Annotated in this window: 17 protein-coding genes; 2 read left to right on the top strand and 15 right to left on the bottom strand. The window is 72.3% G+C overall.

Annotated elements, in window-relative coordinates; genetic code table 11:
* Nucleotides 1-11 precede the first annotated feature (11 nt).
* The 10 genes from gmk to pyrR form a co-directional block, all read right to left on the bottom strand.
* On the bottom strand, nucleotides 12-569 hold the full coding sequence (gmk, locus tag ABT263_RS14270) for a guanylate kinase (RefSeq protein WP_352290776.1): 558 nt from the start codon (nucleotides 567-569) through the stop codon (nucleotides 12-14).
* 49 nt (nucleotides 570-618) lie between these two features.
* Nucleotides 619-945 carry an integration host factor, actinobacterial type gene (gene mihF, locus ABT263_RS14265; RefSeq protein ID WP_030056187.1) on the bottom strand — a complete coding sequence of 109 codons (327 nt, stop codon included), beginning with the start codon at nucleotides 943-945 and terminating at the stop codon, nucleotides 619-621.
* Nucleotides 946-1,319: 374 nt separating this feature from the next.
* A complete protein-coding gene (gene pyrF, locus ABT263_RS14260; RefSeq protein ID WP_352290775.1) occupies nucleotides 1,320-2,153 on the bottom strand; it encodes an orotidine-5'-phosphate decarboxylase in 834 nt (277 codons plus the stop codon).
* 47 nt (nucleotides 2,154-2,200) lie between these two features.
* Nucleotides 2,201-3,301, bottom strand: a complete 1,101-nt coding sequence (locus ABT263_RS14255) for a quinone-dependent dihydroorotate dehydrogenase (RefSeq protein ID WP_352290774.1) — start codon at nucleotides 3,299-3,301, stop codon at nucleotides 2,201-2,203.
* A 115-nt stretch (nucleotides 3,302-3,416) separates the two neighbouring features.
* The gene (gene carB, locus ABT263_RS14250; RefSeq protein WP_329486774.1) at nucleotides 3,417-6,728 is read right to left on the bottom strand and encodes a carbamoyl-phosphate synthase large subunit; all 3,312 of its coding nucleotides are present in this window, start codon (nucleotides 6,726-6,728) and stop codon (nucleotides 3,417-3,419) included.
* Nucleotides 6,721-7,911, bottom strand: coding sequence for a glutamine-hydrolyzing carbamoyl-phosphate synthase small subunit (gene carA / locus ABT263_RS14245; RefSeq protein ID WP_329486775.1), 1,191 nt, complete (start codon nucleotides 7,909-7,911; stop codon nucleotides 6,721-6,723). Before carA ends, carB begins: the two co-directional genes overlap by 8 nt.
* Nucleotides 7,908-8,474 carry a PH-like domain-containing protein gene (locus ABT263_RS14240; RefSeq protein WP_329486776.1) on the bottom strand — a complete coding sequence of 189 codons (567 nt, stop codon included), beginning with the start codon at nucleotides 8,472-8,474 and terminating at the stop codon, nucleotides 7,908-7,910. The genes carA and ABT263_RS14240 overlap by 4 nt, the downstream gene beginning before the upstream one ends.
* Nucleotides 8,471-9,775: a dihydroorotase gene (locus ABT263_RS14235; RefSeq protein ID WP_329486777.1), complete on the bottom strand. Its 1,305-nt coding sequence runs from the start codon at nucleotides 9,773-9,775 to the stop codon at nucleotides 8,471-8,473. The genes ABT263_RS14240 and ABT263_RS14235 overlap by 4 nt, the downstream gene beginning before the upstream one ends.
* On the bottom strand, nucleotides 9,772-10,752 hold the full coding sequence (locus tag ABT263_RS14230) for an aspartate carbamoyltransferase catalytic subunit (RefSeq protein ID WP_329486778.1): 981 nt from the start codon (nucleotides 10,750-10,752) through the stop codon (nucleotides 9,772-9,774). Before ABT263_RS14230 ends, ABT263_RS14235 begins: the two co-directional genes overlap by 4 nt.
* Complete coding sequence (gene pyrR / locus ABT263_RS14225; RefSeq protein ID WP_352290773.1) at nucleotides 10,749-11,405, bottom strand: bifunctional pyr operon transcriptional regulator/uracil phosphoribosyltransferase PyrR; 657 nt, start codon at nucleotides 11,403-11,405, stop codon at nucleotides 10,749-10,751. The genes ABT263_RS14230 and pyrR overlap by 4 nt, the downstream gene beginning before the upstream one ends.
* 328 nt (nucleotides 11,406-11,733) lie before the next feature.
* Between pyrR and bldD the strand changes: the two genes are divergently transcribed.
* A complete protein-coding gene (gene bldD / locus ABT263_RS14220; RefSeq protein ID WP_031072501.1) occupies nucleotides 11,734-12,237 on the top strand; it encodes a transcriptional regulator BldD in 504 nt (167 codons plus the stop codon).
* A gap of 158 nt (nucleotides 12,238-12,395) precedes the next feature.
* Here the strand turns inward: bldD and ABT263_RS14215 are convergent, their stop codons facing one another.
* From ABT263_RS14215 to ABT263_RS14195, 5 genes are all read right to left on the bottom strand, one after another.
* Nucleotides 12,396-13,340 carry a DUF8829 domain-containing protein gene (locus ABT263_RS14215; protein WP_352290772.1) on the bottom strand — a complete coding sequence of 315 codons (945 nt, stop codon included), beginning with the start codon at nucleotides 13,338-13,340 and terminating at the stop codon, nucleotides 12,396-12,398.
* A 206-nt stretch (nucleotides 13,341-13,546) separates the two neighbouring features.
* The gene (locus tag ABT263_RS14210) at nucleotides 13,547-14,374 is read right to left on the bottom strand and encodes a thioesterase family protein (protein WP_352290771.1); all 828 of its coding nucleotides are present in this window, start codon (nucleotides 14,372-14,374) and stop codon (nucleotides 13,547-13,549) included.
* A 158-nt stretch (nucleotides 14,375-14,532) separates the two neighbouring features.
* Entirely contained in the window at nucleotides 14,533-14,970 is a 438-nt protein-coding gene (nusB, locus tag ABT263_RS14205; RefSeq protein ID WP_329486782.1) for a transcription antitermination factor NusB, read from the bottom strand.
* Between the two features lie 4 nt (nucleotides 14,971-14,974).
* On the bottom strand, nucleotides 14,975-15,538 hold the full coding sequence (gene efp, locus ABT263_RS14200) for an elongation factor P (protein WP_329486783.1): 564 nt from the start codon (nucleotides 15,536-15,538) through the stop codon (nucleotides 14,975-14,977).
* 82 nt (nucleotides 15,539-15,620) lie between these two features.
* On the bottom strand, nucleotides 15,621-16,727 hold the full coding sequence (locus ABT263_RS14195) for a M24 family metallopeptidase (protein ID WP_329486784.1): 1,107 nt from the start codon (nucleotides 16,725-16,727) through the stop codon (nucleotides 15,621-15,623).
* Nucleotides 16,728-17,032: 305 nt separating this feature from the next.
* Here ABT263_RS14195 and rpmG point away from each other — a divergent pair, with 305 nt between their 5' ends.
* On the top strand, nucleotides 17,033-17,197 hold the full coding sequence (gene rpmG / locus ABT263_RS14190) for a 50S ribosomal protein L33 (protein WP_329486785.1): 165 nt from the start codon (nucleotides 17,033-17,035) through the stop codon (nucleotides 17,195-17,197).
* Nucleotides 17,198-17,293: the final 96 nt, after the last annotated feature.

Here is a 17,293-nt window from a genome sequence, read left to right as displayed (position 1 = left end):
AGACAGACAGGTCAGACTACACCGAGCAAGGCTAGCAGTTCGGCCGCTACCTGCTCGACCGAGGTGTTGACAAGGCTCGTGTCGAACTCCGTCTCGGCGGCCAGCTCGACCTTGGCCGCCTCCAGCCGCTTCTCGATGACGTCCTGCGGCTCGGTGCCCCGGCCGGTGAGCCGGCGGACCAGCTCCTCCCAGCTCGGCGGAGCCAGGAAGACCAGCTGCGCCTCGGGCATCGACTCGCGCACCTGACGGGCGCCCTGCAGGTCGATCTCCAGCAGGACCGGCACGCCGGCTTCCAGCTTCTCCAGTACGGCCTGGCGCGGGGTGCCGTAGCGGTTGCCCGCGAACACGGCCCACTCCAGCAGCTCACCGTTGGCGATCAGCTTGTCGAACTCGTCGTTGTCGACGAAGTGGTACTGGACCCCGTGCTGCTCGCCGGGCCTCGGGTGGCGGGTCGTCGCCGACACCGAGAGCCAGACTTCGGGGTGCTGCTTCCTCATATGAGCGACGACCGTGCTCTTGCCGACCCCCGAGGGGCCGGAGAGCACGGTCAGCCGCGGACGCTCACTCATGCACCGATTATCCCGGATCGCGGACGCTCCCGGGACCACGGGGGCACGGTCAGGCGGCACCGCCGCCGAACTCCCGCTCCAGGGAGGCGATCTGGTTCGTGCCGAGGCCACGGACACGACGGCTCTCGCTGATGCCGAGGCGCTCCATGATCTGCTTGGCGCGGACCTTGCCCACACCGGGGAGGGACTCCAGGAGCGCGGAGACCTTCATCTTGCCGATCACGTCGTTGTCGGCCTTGCCGGCCTTGATCACCTCGTGCAGGGAGGCACCGGAGTGCTTGAGCCGATTCTTGACCTCGGCGCGCTCCCGGCGAGCCTCGGCGGCCTTGGCGAGCGCGGCGGTGCGCTGTTCAGGGGTAAGGGGCGGAAGAGCCACGCCGTTCACCTCAGGGTGTGGAAGGAAGGGATTGAGCTATGACTGGTTTGGTTCCCAGGACACCGGCCGCAGGGGAACCTCACGGCTCTGACCTGCGAGAGCAACGGGAATCGCCGCTCTTCGATGACCTATCGCCGGACACTACCCGGATTGCGGCGCCACGTCAGGAAAAGAACACGAAAAGTCCTGGTCAGCCAAGGCCGACCAGGACTTTCCCGGGCAAAATGACCGCGATTGCGGACCTTTGGCACCACCGATGTGACGGCGCTCACGTCAAGTCGTGAGACCCCGCGCCACCCCGTCACGCCATCGCGGCACATCACGCCACCTCCGCGGCGACGCTTCGGGTGCCCCCGAAAGCGCTGCGGCGCCCGCTACTTCACCGCGTCCGCGTACTCCTGGACGAAGCGGTCCGCCGCCTCCCGCAGGGCCGCCGGCGACGGGCCGTGCCGCAGGACGTCGCGGCTGACGCTCGGCACCACGTTGCGCACCGAGGCGCCGAACACCCGCGGCAGGTCCGCCATCGTGGCGCCCTGGGCGCCGATCCCCGGGGCCAGCAGCGGGCCGTTGATCGCCAGGTCGACGCCCGCGTCGGCCAGCGTCGCGCCGACCACCGCGCCGAACGAGCCGAGCGGCTCCGCGCCGGCGTTCTCGGCGGCCAGCTGCCGCAGCACCGCGGCCGCCACCGGCTCGCCGTCCGCGCCGGTCGCGCGCTGCACCTCGGCGCCCTCCGGGTTGGAGGTGAGGGCCAGCGCGAACACCCCGGTGCCGCCTGCCGCCGCCAGGTCGAGCGCCGGCCGCAGCGAGCCGAAGCCCAGGTACGGGCTGACGGTGACGGCGTCCGAGAAGAGCGGGCTGCCGGGCGCCAGGAAGGCCTCCGCGTACGCGGCCATGGTGGAGCCGATGTCGCCGCGCTTGGCGTCCATCAGGACGAGCGCGCCGGCCGCCCGGGCCTCCTCGACGGACCGCTCCAGCACCGCGACGCCCCGGGAGCCGAACCGCTCGAAGAAGGCGGCCTGGGGCTTGAGCACGGCCACCCGGTCGGCCAGGGCCTCGACCACGGTGCGGCTGAAGGTCTCCAGGCCCGCCACGGTGTCCTCCAGCCCCCAGGCGGCGAGCAGGGAGGCGTGCGGGTCGATGCCCACGCAGAGCTGGCCGCGGGTGTCGAGGGCGTGCCGCAGGCGGGCACCGAAGGGGGCGAGGGTCATGACGTCCTTCCAGGGCGTAGCACGGGGGTGAGGGGGTCCGGCGGGGGTCAGGAGGCCTTGGCGCTGCCGACGGCGGCCGCGAGGTCGCGGAAGCCGCCGGCCCGGACGCGGGCGGAGAGGCCCTTGTGGATGCGCCGGCACCAGAACGGGCCCTGGTAGATGAAGGCGCTGTAGCCCTGGACCAGGTCGGCGCCGTGCACGATGCGCTGCCAGGCGTCCTCGGCGGTCTCGATGCCGCCGACCGAGACCAGGGTCAGCCGGCCCCCGGTCCGGGCGCGCAGGCGCTGCAGCACCTCCAGCGCGCGGGCCTTGAGCGGGGCGCCGGAGAGGCCGCCCATGCCGATCTCCTCGATCCGGGCGGCGCTCGCGCGCAGGCCCTCGCGGCCGATCGTGGTGTTGGTGGCGATGATGCCGTCCAGGCCCAGCTCCAGGGCGAGGTCGGCGACCGCGTCGACATCCTCGTCGGCCAGGTCGGGGGCGATCTTGACCAGCAGCGGCACGTGGTGCGCGGTGGAGCGGTCGGCGGCCTCGCGGACGGCGGCCAGCAGCGGGCCGAGGTGCGAGACGGCCTGGAGGTTGCGCAGGCCCGGGGTGTTCGGCGAGCTGACGTTGACCACCAGATAGTCGGCGTACTGGGCGAGCCGCTCGGTGGACTTCACGTAGTCGGCGATCGCGTCGGCCTCCTCGACCACCTTGGTCTTGCCGATGTTGACGCCGACGACCGGTGTGGAGCTGGTGTGCGGGCGTGCGGCCAGCCGGGCGGCGACCCGGGCCGAGCCCTGGTTGTTGAAGCCCATGCGGTTGATCAGCGCGCGGTCCTCGACCAGGCGGAACAGCCGCGGCGCCGGGTTGCCCGGCTGCGGCTCACCGGTGACGGTGCCGATCTCGACGTAGTCGAAGCCGAGCATCGACAGGCCGTCGATGCCGACGCCGTTCTTGTCGAAGCCGGCCGCCAGGCCGAACGGGCCGGGCAGGTCGAGGCCGAGGGCGGTGGTGCGCAGCGCCCGGTCGCGCGGGGCCAGCACCAGCCGGACGAGGGTGCGCAGGCCGGGCACCGAGGAGGCCAGCCGGACCCAGAAGAAGGCCAGGTGGTGGGCCTTCTCGGGGTCCATCTTCTTGAAGACGAGGTCGAACAGGAGCTTGTACACAGCGGGTCCCAACTGAGGATCGGGCGCGGCCCGTCGGGCGAGGGCCGGCGGCGGGCGACGGGTGGGCATGGCAGTGGGGGGCACCCGGCGGTCGGTGCCCCCCACTGCGGTGGTGCTACTTCGCGCGGCCGGCGTTGATCAGCTGGGCGTGCTCCTGGAGCGACATCACCCCGACCTCGTCGCGCAGCAGCGCGTCGATGCCCTGGACGGCGGCGCCCATCGCCTGGACGGTGGTCAGGCAGGGCACCGAACGGGCGACGGCGGCGGTGCGGATCTCGTAGCCGTCGAGACGGCCGCCGGTGCCGTACGGCGTGTTGATGATGAGGTCGACCTCACCGTCGTGGATCAGCTGGACGATGGTCCGCTCGCCGTTCGGGCCCTCGCCCTCGCTGTGCTTGCGCACCACGGTGGCGGGGATGCCGCCGCGCTGCAGCACCTCGGCGGTGCCAGCGGTGGCGAGCAGCTCGAACCCGAGGCCGACCAGCGCGCGGGCCGGGAAGACCAGGTTGCGCTTGTCCCGGTTGGCGACGGAGACGAAGACCTTGCCCTTGGTCGGCAGCGCGCCGTAGGCACCGGCCTGCGACTTGGCGTACGCCGTGCCGAAGACCTTGTCGATGCCCATGACCTCGCCGGTGGAGCGCATCTCCGGGCCGAGCACGGTGTCCACGCCGCGGCCGTAGATGTCGCGGAAGCGGCTCCACGGCATCACGGCCTCCTTGACGGAGATCGGGCAGTCGGCGGGCAGGGTGCCGCCGTCGCCCTCGGCCGGGAGCAGGCCCTCGGCGCGCAGCTCGGCGACGGTGGCGCCGAGCGAGATCCGGGCGGCGGCCTTGGCCAGCGGCACCGCCGTGGCCTTGGAGGTGAACGGCACGGTGCGGGAGGCGCGGGGGTTGGCCTCCAGCACGTACAGGATGTCGCCGGAGAGGGCGAACTGGATGTTGATCAGGCCGCGGACGCCGACGCCGCGGGCGATCGCCTCGGTGGAGGTGCGCAGCCGCTTGATGTCGTAGCCGCCGAGGGTGATCGGGGGCAGCGCGCAGGCGGAGTCGCCGGAGTGGATGCCGGCCTCCTCGATGTGCTCCATGACGCCGCCGAGGTAGAGCTCGGTGCCGTCGTAGAGCGCGTCGACGTCGATCTCCACCGCGTCGTCGAGGAAGCGGTCGATCAGCACCGGGTGCTCGGAGATCAGACCGGCGTGCCGCTCCAGGTAGGAGGCGAGCGAGGCCTCGTCGTAGACGATCTCCATGCCGCGGCCGCCGAGCACGTAGGACGGGCGGGCCAGCACGGGGTAGCCGATCTCGTCGGCGATCGCCTTGGCCTCCTCGAAGGAGAAGGCGGTGCCGTGCTTGGGGGCGGGCAGGCCGGCGTCGCGCAGCACGCGGCCGAAGGCGCCGCGCTCCTCGGCGAGGTCGATCGCCTCGGGCTGGGTGCCGACGATCGGCACGCCGTTGTCCTTGAGCGCCTGGGCCAGGCCGAGCGGGGTCTGGCCGCCGAGCTGGACGATCACGCCCGCGAGCGGTCCGGCCTGCTGCTCGGCGTGGACGATCTCCAGCACGTCCTCCAGGGTGAGCGGCTCGAAGTAGAGCCGGTCGGAGGTGTCGTAGTCGGTGGAGACGGTCTCCGGGTTGCAGTTGACCATCACGGTCTCGTACCCGGCGTCGGCCAGCGCGAAGGAGGCGTGGACGCACGAGTAGTCGAACTCGATGCCCTGGCCGATGCGGTTCGGGCCCGAGCCGAGGATGATCACCGCGGGCTTGGTGCGCGGGGCGACCTCGTTCTCCTCGTCGTAGGACGAGTAGAAGTACGGGGTCTTGGCGGCGAACTCGGCGGCGCAGGTGTCGACGGTCTTGAACACCGGGCGGATGCCGAGCGCGTGCCGGACCTCGCGGACCACGTCGGTCCGCAGGCCGCGGATCTCACCGATCTGCAGGTCGGAGAAGCCGTGCCGCTTGGCGTGGCGCAGCAGCTCGGGGGTGAGCTCGGCGGCCTCGGCCAGCTCGTCGGCGATCTCGTCCAGCAGGAAGAGCTGGTCGACGAACCACGGGTCGATCTTGGTGTACTCGAACACCTCCTCCGCGGTGGCGCCGGCCCGGATGGCCTCCATGACGGTGTTGATCCGGCCGTCGGTGGGGACCACGGCCTTCTCCAGCAGCGCGGTCTTGTCGCCGACCGGGCCGGCCCAGGTGAACTGGGAGCCCTTCTTCTCCAGCGAGCGGAGCGCCTTGTTGAGCGCCTCGGGGAAGTTGCGGCCCATGGCCATGGCCTCGCCGACCGACTTCATGGTGGTGGTCAGCGTGGCGTCGGCGCTCGGGAACTTCTCGAACGCGAACCGCGGGACCTTCACCACGACGTAGTCGAGGGTCGGCTCGAACGACGCCGGCGTCTGCTCGGTGATGTCGTTGGGGATCTCGTCCAGGGTGTAGCCGACGGCGAGCTTCGCCGCGATCTTGGCGATCGGGAAGCCGGTCGCCTTCGAGGCCAGCGCCGAGGAGCGCGAGACGCGCGGGTTCATCTCGATGACGATGACCCGGCCGTCCGCGGGGTCGACCGCGAACTGGATGTTGCAGCCGCCGGTGTCCACGCCGACCTCGCGGATGACCGCGATGCCGATGTCGCGCAGGATCTGGTACTCGCGGTCGGTCAGCGTCATCGCCGGGGCGACGGTGATCGAGTCACCGGTGTGCACGCCCATCGGGTCGAAGTTCTCGATCGAGCAGACGACCACGACGTTGTCGTTCTTGTCGCGCATCAGCTCCAGCTCGTACTCCTTCCAGCCGAGGATGGACTCCTCCAGGAGCACCTCGGTGGTCGGCGAGAGGGTCAGGCCCTGGCCGGCGATGCGGCGCAGGTCCTCCTCGTTGTGCGCGAAGCCCGAGCCGGCGCCGCCCATGGTGAAGGAGGGGCGGACCACGACCGGGTAGCCGCCGAGCGTGTCGACGCCGGCCAGCACGTCGTCCATGGTGTGGCAGATCACCGAGCGGGCGGACTCGCCGTGGCCGATCTTGGCGTTGACGGCCTCGACGACGCCCTTGAAGAGCTCGCGGTCCTCGCCCTTGTGGATCGAGTCGACCTTGGCGCCGATCAGCTCCACGTTGTACTTGGCCAGCACGCCGTTGGCGTCCAGCGCGATCGCCGTGTTGAGCGCGGTCTGCCCGCCCAGGGTCGGCAGCAGGGCGTCCGGGCGCTCCTTGGCGATGATCTTCTCGACGAACTCCGGGGTGATCGGCTCGACGTAGGTGGCGTCGGCGATCTCCGGGTCGGTCATGATCGTGGCCGGGTTGGAGTTGACCAGGATGACCCGCAGGCCCTCGGCCTTGAGCACCCGGCAGGCCTGCGTGCCCGAGTAGTCGAACTCCGCGGCCTGGCCGATGACGATCGGGCCGGAGCCGATGACCAGGACGGACTTGATGTCGGTGCGCTTAGGCACGCTGGCCCTCCATGAGCTCAACACTGTCGTTGTCGTCGCCTCGCATGAGCTCGACGAACCGGTCGAAGAGGTACGCCGCGTCGTGCGGGCCGGCCGCCGCCTCCGGGTGGTACTGCACGCTGAAGGCGGGCACGTCCAGTGCCTGGAGGCCCTCGACCACATCGTCGTTGAGGCAGACGTGGGAGACCTCGACCCGGCCGAACGGCGTGTCGCTCACCTTGTCCAGCGGCGCGTTCACGGCGAAGCCGTGGTTGTGCGCGGTCACCTCGACCTTGCCGGTGGTGCGGTCCTGCACCGGCTGGTTGATGCCGCGGTGGCCGTACTTGAGCTTGTAGGTGCCGAAGCCCAGCGCCCGGCCGAGGATCTGGTTGCCGAAGCAGATCCCGAAGAACGGGGTCCGGCGCTCCAGCACGCCCTGCGCCACGGCGACCTGGTGGTCGGCGGTGGCCGGGTCGCCCGGGCCGTTGGAGAAGAAGACGCCGTCCGGGTCGACGGCGTAGATGTCCTCCAGCGTGGAGTTCGCCGGCAGCACGTGCACCTCGATGCCGCGCTCGGCCATCCGCTGCGGGGTCATCGCCTTGATGCCGAGGTCCAGCGCGGCGACGGTGAACTTCTTCTCGCCGACGGCGGGCACCACGTACGGCTCGGTGGTGGCGACCTCGGGGCAGAGGTCGGCGCCCTTCATCTCGGGCGACTGCTGCACCCGGGCCAGCAGCGCGGCGTCGTCCGCCAGCGCCGGGCCGGAGAAGATGCCGCAGCGCATCGCGCCGCGCTCGCGCAGGTGGCGGGTGAGGGCGCGGGTGTCGATGCCGCTGATGCCGACGACGCCCTGGTTGACGAGCTCCTCGTCGAGCGGGCGGCGCGAGCGCCAGTTGGACGTCACCCGGGCGGGGTCGCGCACGATGTAGCCGGCGACCCAGATCCGGCGGGACTCGTCGTCCTCGTCGTTCCAGCCGGTGTTGCCGATCTGCGGGGCGGTCATCGCGACCACCTGGCGGTGGTACGACGGGTCGGTCAGGGTCTCCTGGTAGCCGGACATGCCGGTGTTGAAGACGGCCTCGCCGAAGGTCTCGCCGATCGCGCCGTAGGCCTGGCCACGGAAGATCCGGCCGTCCTCCAGGACGAGCACGGCGGGGACGCGGTCCCGCCGTTGGCGCTGCGTGGTGGGGGCAGGTGCGGTCATTGAGCGGCCTCTTCCGTCTTCGTCTGCGTACGTGTTGCGAGGTGGGCGATCGCCTCGACCCAGGCGGCGTGCTCGCCGGGGTGGTCGGCCCGGAACCCGGAGTCCAGCGCGGTGCCCTCGTGCGTCCAGGTGACGACGAGCAGTCCGGACGGCACGACCTTGCCGGCGATCCCGGAGTCCGTCCGGGCCCCGGTCAGCTGCTCGGCCGGGATCCAGAAGTCGACGTCGCCGGGGCGCTGCACCAGCAGGCCGTCCGCGCCGAGGGTCAGGTCGGCCCGGCTGCGGGTGCCCAGGCCGTGCGCGACGACCCGGTCCAGCCAGTTCCCGGCGGTGGTGGTGCCGTGGTACCGGCCGCTGGTCTCCAGGATGGTCCGGCCGGCCCGGGCCGGCACGGCGGGCAGCGGCGGGATGCCGGACTGCAGGGTGCGCCGCCAGTTCCAGCCCTGGCGCATCAGCCAGTAGACCAGCCCGATCACCAGCAGCAGGCCGATGGCCCAGCCGATGTACCCGGGCCAGTCGGTGACCCTGGCCTGCTCCTGGGCGAGCCCGGTGAAGGCGCTCACGCGAGCCCGCCCTGCTCGACCAGCTCGCCGGCGAGCACCGTGGCGGTGCCGCGCAGGAAGGTGGCGTGCACCCGGCCGGGCAGGTCGAGGCCACGGTAGGGGGTGTTGCGACTGCGGGTGGCGAAGCTGTCGGGGTTCACGGCACCACGGTACGCGGGATCGAACAGCACCAGGTTGGCGGGCTCACCGACCGAGACGGGTCGTCCGTGGCCGGTGAGGCGACCGATCCGGGCCGGTCGGTGCGACATCCGGTCCGCGACGCCCTCCCAGTTCAGCAGGCCCGTGTCGACCATGGTCTGCTGCACCACCGAGAGCGCCGTCTCCAGGCCGACCATGCCCATCGCGGCCACGGCCCACTCGCAGTCCTTGTCCTCGGACGGGTGCGGCGCGTGGTCCGTCGCGACGGCGTCGATGGTGCCGTCCGCGAGCGCCTTGCGCAGCGCCTGGACGTCGGCCGCGGTGCGCAGCGGCGGGTTCACCTTGTACACCGGGTCGTAGGAGCGGACCAGCTCGTCGGTGAGCAGCAGGTGGTGCGGGGTGACCTCGGCGGTGACGTTCCAGCCCTTGGCCTTGGCCCAGCGGATGATCTCCACCGAGCCGGCCGTCGAGACGTGGCAGACGTGCAGGCGCGAGCCGACGTGCGCGGCGAGCAGCACGTCGCGGGCGATGATCGCCTCCTCGGCGACGGCCGGCCAGCCGCCCAGCCCGAGCTCGCCGGAGACCTGGCCCTCGTTCATCTGGGCGCCCTCGGTGAGCCGGGGCTCCTGGGCGTGCTGGGCGACGACCCCGTCGAAGGCCTTCACGTACTCCAGCGCCCGCCGCATGATCACCGCGTCGTCGACGCACTTGCCGTCGTCGGAGAAGACCCGCACCTCGGCGGCCGAGTCGTGCATCGCGCCCAGCTCGGCGAGCTTCTTGCCCTCCAGGCCGACGGTGACGGCGCCGACCGGGCGCACGTCGCAGAAGCCGGACTCCTGGCCGAGCCGCCAGACCTGCTCGACCACGCCGGCGGTGTCGGCCACCGGGAAGGTGTTGGCCATCGCGTGCACGGCGGTGAAGCCGCCCATCGCGGCGGCCCGGGTGCCGGTGAGCACCGTCTCGGCGTCCTCGCGGCCGGGCTCGCGCAGGTGGGTGTGCAGGTCGACCAGGCCCGGCAGGACGATCAGGCCGGAGGCGTCGATCTCGATGTCCGCCTCGACCGCCAGGCCGGTGCCGATCTCCTTGACCACGCCGTCGGCGAGGTGGAGGTCCTGCGGGGCGCCGCCGAGGATCTGGGCGTTGCGGATCAGGTAGGTGGTCACTGAGCGGTCTCCACGGAGTCGGTGCGGGGGGCGGCGTCGGCGAGCGTGGCGCCGCCGAGCAGCAGGTACAGGACGGCCATCCGGACGGAGACGCCGTTGGCGACCTGCTCGACCACGGTGCAGCGCGGCGAGTCGGCGACCTCGGCGGTGATCTCCATGCCGCGGACCATCGGGCCGGGGTGCATCACGATGGCGTGCTCGGGCAGCTGCGCCATCCGGCTGCCGTCCAGGCCGTAGCGGCGGCTGTACTCGCGCTCGGTCGGGAAGAAGGCGGCGTTCATCCGCTCGCGCTGCACCCGGAGCATCATCAGCGCGTCCGTCTTGGGGAGCACGCTCTCCAGGTCGTAGCTGACCTCGCAGGGCCAGTTCTCGATGCCGATCGGCAGCAGCGTCGGCGGGGCCACGAAGGTGACCTGGGCGCCGAGGGTGGTGAGCAGGTGGACGTTGGAGCGGGCCACCCGGCTGTGCAGGATGTCGCCGACGATGGTCACCCGCCGGCCGGCGAGGTCGCGGCCGAGGCCGGCGTTCAGGTGGCGGCGCATGGTGAAGGCGTCGAGCAGCGCCTGGGTGGGGTGCTCGTGGGTGCCGTCGCCGGCGTTGATGACGCTGCCGTGCAGCCAGTCGGACTGGGCCAGCCGGGCCGGCGCGCCGGAGGCGTGGTGCCGGATGACGACCGCGTCGGCGCCCATCGCCTGGAGGGTCAGCGCGGTGTCCTTGAGGCTCTCGCCCTTGGAGACCGAGGAGCCCTTGGCGGAGAAGTTGATGACGTCGGCGGAGAGCCGCTTCTCGGCGACCTCGAAGGAGGTCTTGGTGCGGGTGGAGTCTTCGAAGAAGAGGTTGACGACCGTTCGACCACGGAGCGTAGGCAGCTTCTTGACGGCCCGTCCGGAGAGCTGGGCCAGCTCCTCGGCGGTGTCCAGGATCAGCAGCGCGTCGTCGCGGGTGAGGTCGGCGGCGGAGACGAGGTGGCGCTTCACGCGGGGTACTCCGGGAGGTGCGGTTCGGACGGCCGGGCGGCCAGGGCCTGCGAGCTGCGCTCACTGCGCGGGGGGCGCGACGCGTCCGCGTGGTCGCGGTCGCCGACCAGCACGGCGTCCACGCCGTCGCTGTCCGCGAGGCGGACCTGCACGGCCTCGCGCAGCGAGGTGGGGAGGTTCTTGCCCACGTAGTCGGCGCGGATCGGCAGCTCGCGGTGGCCGCGGTCGACCAGGACGGCGAGCTGGACGGCGCGCGGGCGGCCGATGTCGCTGAGCGCGTCGAGCGCGGCGCGGATGGTGCGGCCCGAGAAGAGCACGTCGTCGACCAGGACGACGAGCCTGCCGTCGATGCCGCCGGCCGGGATCTCGGTGTGCTCCAGGGCCCGGGCGGGCTTCAGCCGCAGGTCGTCCCGGTACATGGTGATGTCCAGCGTCCCGAACGGGATCTCCCGGCCGGTGATCTGGGTCAGCCGGTCGCGCAGCCGGCGGGCGAGGTGCACGCCCCTGGTGTGGATGCCGAGCAGCACGACGTCCTCCGCGCCCTTGGCGCGCTCGACGATCTCGTGCGCTATCCGGGTGATCACCCGGGCGATGTCCGTGCCGTCCAGCACCTGGTGCGGCGGGCGCGGCGTCGGTTCGTGATGTGTGGTCATGCCGAAGCGGACCTCCTTCCCCGCCTCACTGGACGGGCCTTAAAGGATGTCTGGAACGCCCCCGCCGACGCGGCGCGGGCTCCCGCCATCGTACCAGCGCGCCCGGCGGCAAACCGGCGTCCATCATTCCGCTTCACCGGGTTAACGTCCGCGACGCACCGCGGACGCGGGCCATTCGCACGACTGCCCCATTCGGCTTGACGCAGCTACCTCACTCTACGTAACCTCACAGTGAGTTACGAGACTGGCGTCGAACCCACCGGTAACGACGTCGACAATCGCCCGTGACCCACCACTGAACGCGAAGCAATCTCGTCCGGGGAGATCAATGTCCAGCGACTACGCGAAGCAACTCGGAGGAAAACTCCGAGCGATCCGCACTCAGCAGGGGCTCTCCCTGCACGGTGTCGAGGAGAAGTCCCAGGGGCGCTGGAAGGCAGTCGTCGTCGGCTCGTACGAGCGCGGTGACCGTGCGGTCACCGTGCAGCGGCTGGCCGAGCTGGCGGAGTTCTACGGCGTTCCGGTCCAGGAGCTGCTGCCCGGCGGTACGCCCGGTGGTGCGGCCGAGCCGCCGCCGCGCCTCGTGCTGGACCTGGAGAGACTGACCCAGGTCCCGTCCGAGAAGGCCGGTCCGCTGCAGCGCTACGCGGCGACCATCCAGAGCCAGCGCGGTGACTACAACGGCAAGGTGCTCTCGATCCGCCAGGACGACCTGCGCACGCTGGCCGTGATCTACGACCAGTCGCCGTCGATCCTGACCGAGCAGCTGATCTCCTGGGGCGTGCTGAACCCCGACGCGCGCCGTGCGGTGCGCGAGGAGGAGGCGAGCTGAGGCTCGCCCCCACCGGCTCCCACCAGCTCCCACCAGCTCCCACCAGCAGGAACGGGCAGGGCCAAGCAGAAACGTCACGGCGCGGTGCCCCGGAACGGGGGCCGCGCCGTCGCGCGTCCGGCCCCGGACCGAAGCCGGCCCGGGGCGCTCCGGCGGCCTCAGCGGACCGTGCCCAGGCTGTAGCCGGGCTCGGCCGCCACGCCCTCCAGCCGCACCGCGGCCGCCGTCGGCGCCCAGCCCTGCCCGGAGCTGGCCCAGGCCCAGGCCGCCCCGCGGAAGGCCCGGTCGGCGGTTCCGTCACCGGTGGGGCCGGCAGCCCCGTCACCGGCTCCGCAGGCCGCCGCCGAGCCCTGCGTGCCGTGCAGCACCGCCAGCCCCGGCAGCTCCCGGGCCAGCCCCGCGCAGAGCACCGCGCAGACCAGCTCCAGGTCCTCGTCGTTGATCCGCACCACGCCGTCCTCCCACTGGAGCACCCGGGCCGCGGCCGTCAGCCGGCCACCGGGGGCGTCCACGGCGAGGCGCAGCTCGTAGACCCCGCTGCCCGCGCCGACCAGCATCCGCCGGAACACCTCGGCGCCGCGCTGGTAGGCCTCCCGGACGGCCCGGCCGTGCTCCTCGTAGAGCCCGCCGTCCAGCAGCAGGTCCGCGTGGCGCAGCGTCAGCCCGTTCTCGCGGGCCCGGACCAGACGGGGCAGGAAGTCCCCGGCGAGGTCCTCGCCCTGGTAGGCGAGGAGCTGGGTCTGCAGCGGCGGATTGACCAGGTAGCGGTCGCGGGCGCCCGGCTCGGCCGGGTCGAGGCCGTGCAGGAGGCAGAACTCCTCGAAGTCCTGCGGGTGGAACATCCGGGCCCGGACGGTGTCGAAGCCGCGCCGGGCCTCGGCGAGCAGGTCGGCGGTGTCCCGCAGGTAGGTCTCGTAGTCCGGGGCGTCGCAGAGGCGCCAGGCGGCGGCGCGCTCGAAGTCGGCGGCACTGGTCAGCACCCCGATGACGAAGGCCTGCCCCGCGCCGTCCGCCCGGCGCCGCTCGTGCCGCAGCCGCGCGCGGGGGCGGGGGCCGGCGGCGGAGCAGTCGGGGGTGCGGCGGGCGCGGCCGTTGCGGCTCATCGGAGGCTCCTGGGGCGGTGGCGGTCGGCGGCGGCAGGGGTGCCGCCGACCGTTGTCCTCCCCAGCCCCGGGTGTCGCACACGTACGGCGTGTCACAGGAATGTAACCGACCGTGAGACGAGGCACGTCACCCGGTCGGCGCAACCCGCAGGACCGCGCCGCACCCGGCGGGCAGCCGGGCGCGGCGGGCAGCGGGACGGCGGCGGTCAGGCCTGCCGCGGCACCCGGGCGAGCTGACGCGACTGGGCGACCAGCCGGCCGGACTCGTCCCAGACCTCGGCGTCCTCCTCGAAGTAGCCGCCGGCCACGTTGCGGGTGGCATGGGTGACGCGCAGCCAGCCGGGCACCGGCTTCGCCCGCAGGTGGACGGTCAGCTCGATGGTGGGGGCCCAGCCGGGCATCCCGAGGTCGAAGGTGACCGGCGGCAGCGCGTCCGCGACCAGCAGGAGCAGCAGCGGGTCGGGCTCCCGGCCGTCGGCGAGCCGGAACCAGCCCTGGATCCGGCCGTTGCCGGAGGGCTGCCCGAGCGCCCAGCCGATGGTCGCCGGGTCGAGCCGCAGGTCGAACCGCTCCAGGAGGGCGGCCTGCTCGATCAGCTGCTTGGGGGCGTGCTCCACGCCGACGCACTGGTCCGGCGGCGGCAGCTGCGGCGGCTGGGCGGTGGTCCGCACGTCGCCGCCGGCGTCGGCGAGGTCGCCGTGGGTGGCCACCACGCGCAGCCGCTCCACGCCGTCCTGGCTGAGCGAGGCGGTGCCGGTGGAGAGCGAGCGGCCGGTGCGGAGCACCTCGGTACGGACGGTGGCCGGGCCGGGGTGGGAGGCGGAGAGGTAGTAACCGCTGATCGAGACCGGGTCGGCGTGGTCGCCGTGCTCCAGCGAGAGGGCGTGGCCCGCCATCGCGAGCAGCAGCCCGCCGTTGACGCCGCCGCCGATCTGCCAGCCGGCGCCCAGTTCGCCGTCGTAGCGGCCCGGCTCGGCCGGGTGCCTGGTGAGGGCGATGCCCTGGTCGAACTCGCTGCGGATCGCCGTGGTCATGGGGGGTGGCCTGCCCTTCGCTGCGGGGTCACCGGTGCGCGTGGGTCACCGGAGCACCAGGTTACTGGCGAGTAGGGTCCCAACATACGCCACCCGGCCCGAACGCACGACGGCCGCCGGACCCTGTCGGGTCCGGCGGCCGTGCGTCGGAGTGCCGCCTACCGGCGGATGCTCGGCTTGAGCTCCAGGAAGCGGGCGAGCAGGCCGTTGACGAAGGCCGGGGAGTCGTCCGTGGAGAACTCCTTGGCGATCTCGACGGCCTCGTCCAGGACGACCGCGTCCGGGACGCCGTCCTCCCAGATCAGCTCGTACGCACCGAGCCGCAGGACGTTGCGGTCCACGATCGGCATCCGGTCGAGCGTCCAGCCCACCGCGTACTCGGAGATGAGGTCGTCGATCCGGCGGGCGTGCTGGACGTACCCCTCGATCAGCTCCATGGTGTACTCACCGACCTGCGGGGTGCCCTCGTCCGGCTTGGGCTCCCGGGCACGGGCCACCCAGTCGGCGAGGACCCGCTGCGGGTCGACCCCGCGGTGGTCGGCCTCGAAGAGGATCTGGAAGGCTCGCGTACGGGCCTTGCTGCGTGCGGCCGACACGGACTTACTTCACCCGGCCGAGGTAGCTGCCGTCGCGGGTGTCGACCTTGATCTTCTCACCGGTGACGATGAACAGCGGCACGGCGATCTCGGCGCCGGTCTCCAGGGTGGCCGGCTTGGAGCCACCGGTGGAGCGGTCGCCCTGGACGCCCGGCTCGGTGTGGGAGATGGTCAGCTCGACCGAGGCCGGGAGCTCGATGTACAGGGGAGCACCCTCGTACATGGCGACCAGGGCCTCGAAGCCCTCCAGCAGGTACTTCGCGGCGTCGCCGACGACGGCGGGCTCGATCGTGGTCTGGTCGTAGGTGTCCGTGTCCATGAACACGAAGTTCTCGCCGTCCTTGTACGAGAACTGCATGCCACGCTTGTCGACGTTGGCGGTCTCGACCTTGGTGCCGGCGTTGAAGGTCTTGTCGACGACCTTGCCCGTCAGGACCTCCTTGAGCTTGGTGCGCACGAAGGCCGGGCCCTTACCGGGCTTGACGTGCTGGAACTCGACGACGGACCAGAGCTTGCCGCCCTCCAGCTTGAGAACCATGCCGTTCTTGAGATCGTTCGTGGAAGCCACGGGCGCACTTACTCCTGGATATAGCTGTCAAGGAACCAAGGGGTGCGTCCTGCCGCCCCCGGCCGCCTCGGGCGGTCGCGGGTCACAGGGCGAGGAGCTCCTTGGTGGTGATGGTGAGCAGCTCGGGCCCGCCCTCTTCGAGGGGGCGCACCACGAGCGTGTCCTCGATCCGGACACCGCCCCGGCCCGGGAGGTGAACCCCTGGACCGACGGTGACCGGCACGCGGCTGTCCAGTTTACCCATGTCCGACGGCCCGAGGCGCGGGGCCTCCCGGATCTCCAGCCCGATGCCGTGACCGACGGGGTGCGGCGAGCTCTCGGTGTGCCCGGCCGCGTGGAGGATCTCCCGGGCGGCCTGGTCGGGCACGTACTGTTCGACGCCCGGACCGAGCGCCTCCCGCCCGGCCCGCTGGGCCCGGAACACCAGGCGGTGCAGTTCGACCTGCCAGGGCGCCGGGGCGGCGCCGATCACGAAGGTCCGGGCGGTCGAGACGCCGTACCCGCGGTACTGGGCACCCAGGACGACGGTGAGGAAGTCACCCTCCTCCACCCGCCGGTCGGTGGGCTGGTGGGACTGCTGGCCGGAGTGGCTGCCGGTGCCGACCGAGACCGGGAAGGCCGCCCGGTCCGCACCGTGGTCGATCATCCGGCGTTCCAGCTCCATCGCCAGGTGCCGCTCGGTCCGGCCGACCAGGATCGACTCCAGCAGTTCGCCGAGCGCCTGGTCGGCGATCTCGGCGGCGATCCGCAGGTCCGCGATCTCGTGCTCGTCCTTGATCACCCGCAGCTGTTCGACCGCCCGGCCGAGGTCGGCCAGCCGGACGCCCTCCGCCAGACCAGCCACGGCGCGGTGCCGGGCGACGGTCAGGTCGTGCTCCTCCACCGCCAGGTCGGCCACCCCCAGCCGGGCCGCGGCCGCGGCGGCCGCCAGCGCGGTGTCGGCGCCCGCCGCCACCGGCACCCGGGTGACGTCCTCGACGATCAGGTGCTCACCGGTGTCGTCCGGCGGCAGGTCGTCCGGCAGCGCCAGCAGCGCCCGCTCCCGGGTGAGCAGCAGCGTCGCGCCGCACGGCGGGCAACCGGTCAGGTACCGCACGTTCGCCGCCCGGGTGATCAGCGCCGCATCGGCCCCGGCCGCACTGCCGTGCTCCCTCAGACGCTCCCGCCGGACCGCGTACGCATCAGACATGCGTCGAGCCTACGGAGCCCCACCCCGATCCGCCCGCCGAGCGGATCCGACCGGACCAGGACGGCCCTGGTCGGACACCCGGACGGACGGTGCGGGCGGCGGACCGGACGACCGGAGCCGCCGGCGGGAGCGCGCGCCGCCCGACGAGCCCCGGCGCGTACGCGGTCGCGCGGCCGACCAGCGCCGCCACCGCCCGCCGCCGCCGGGGAATGGGCGGGGCGGAGGCCGTGTTGAACCCCGTGAAAACGACTTCCATTTCGGCGGAAGCCGTTTCCCGACCGCCCACCCCTCGGAGGAGGAGAACCATGGCCCGCAGCGAACTGCGCCCCGTCGTCAAGCTCAGGTCCACGGCCGAGACCGGCTTCACCTATGTGACCCGCAAGAACCGCCGCACCGACGCCGACCGGCTGGTGCTGCGCAAGTACGACCCGGTCGCGCGCCGGCACGTCGACTTCCGCGAGGAACGCTGACCTCCCCCGTGGGCCCGGCAGGGCCCGCGGAGCACGGAGGTCGAGGCGGTTGCCGCGGCGCTGAGCGCGAGCGACTGGCCAGCGGCGGCCTTGTTG

The organism is Kitasatospora sp. NPDC001603, from assembly GCF_040298365.1.
Lineage (GTDB): Bacteria > Actinomycetota > Actinomycetes > Streptomycetales > Streptomycetaceae > Kitasatospora.
This window is presented reverse-complemented; position numbering and strand designations above follow the sequence as displayed.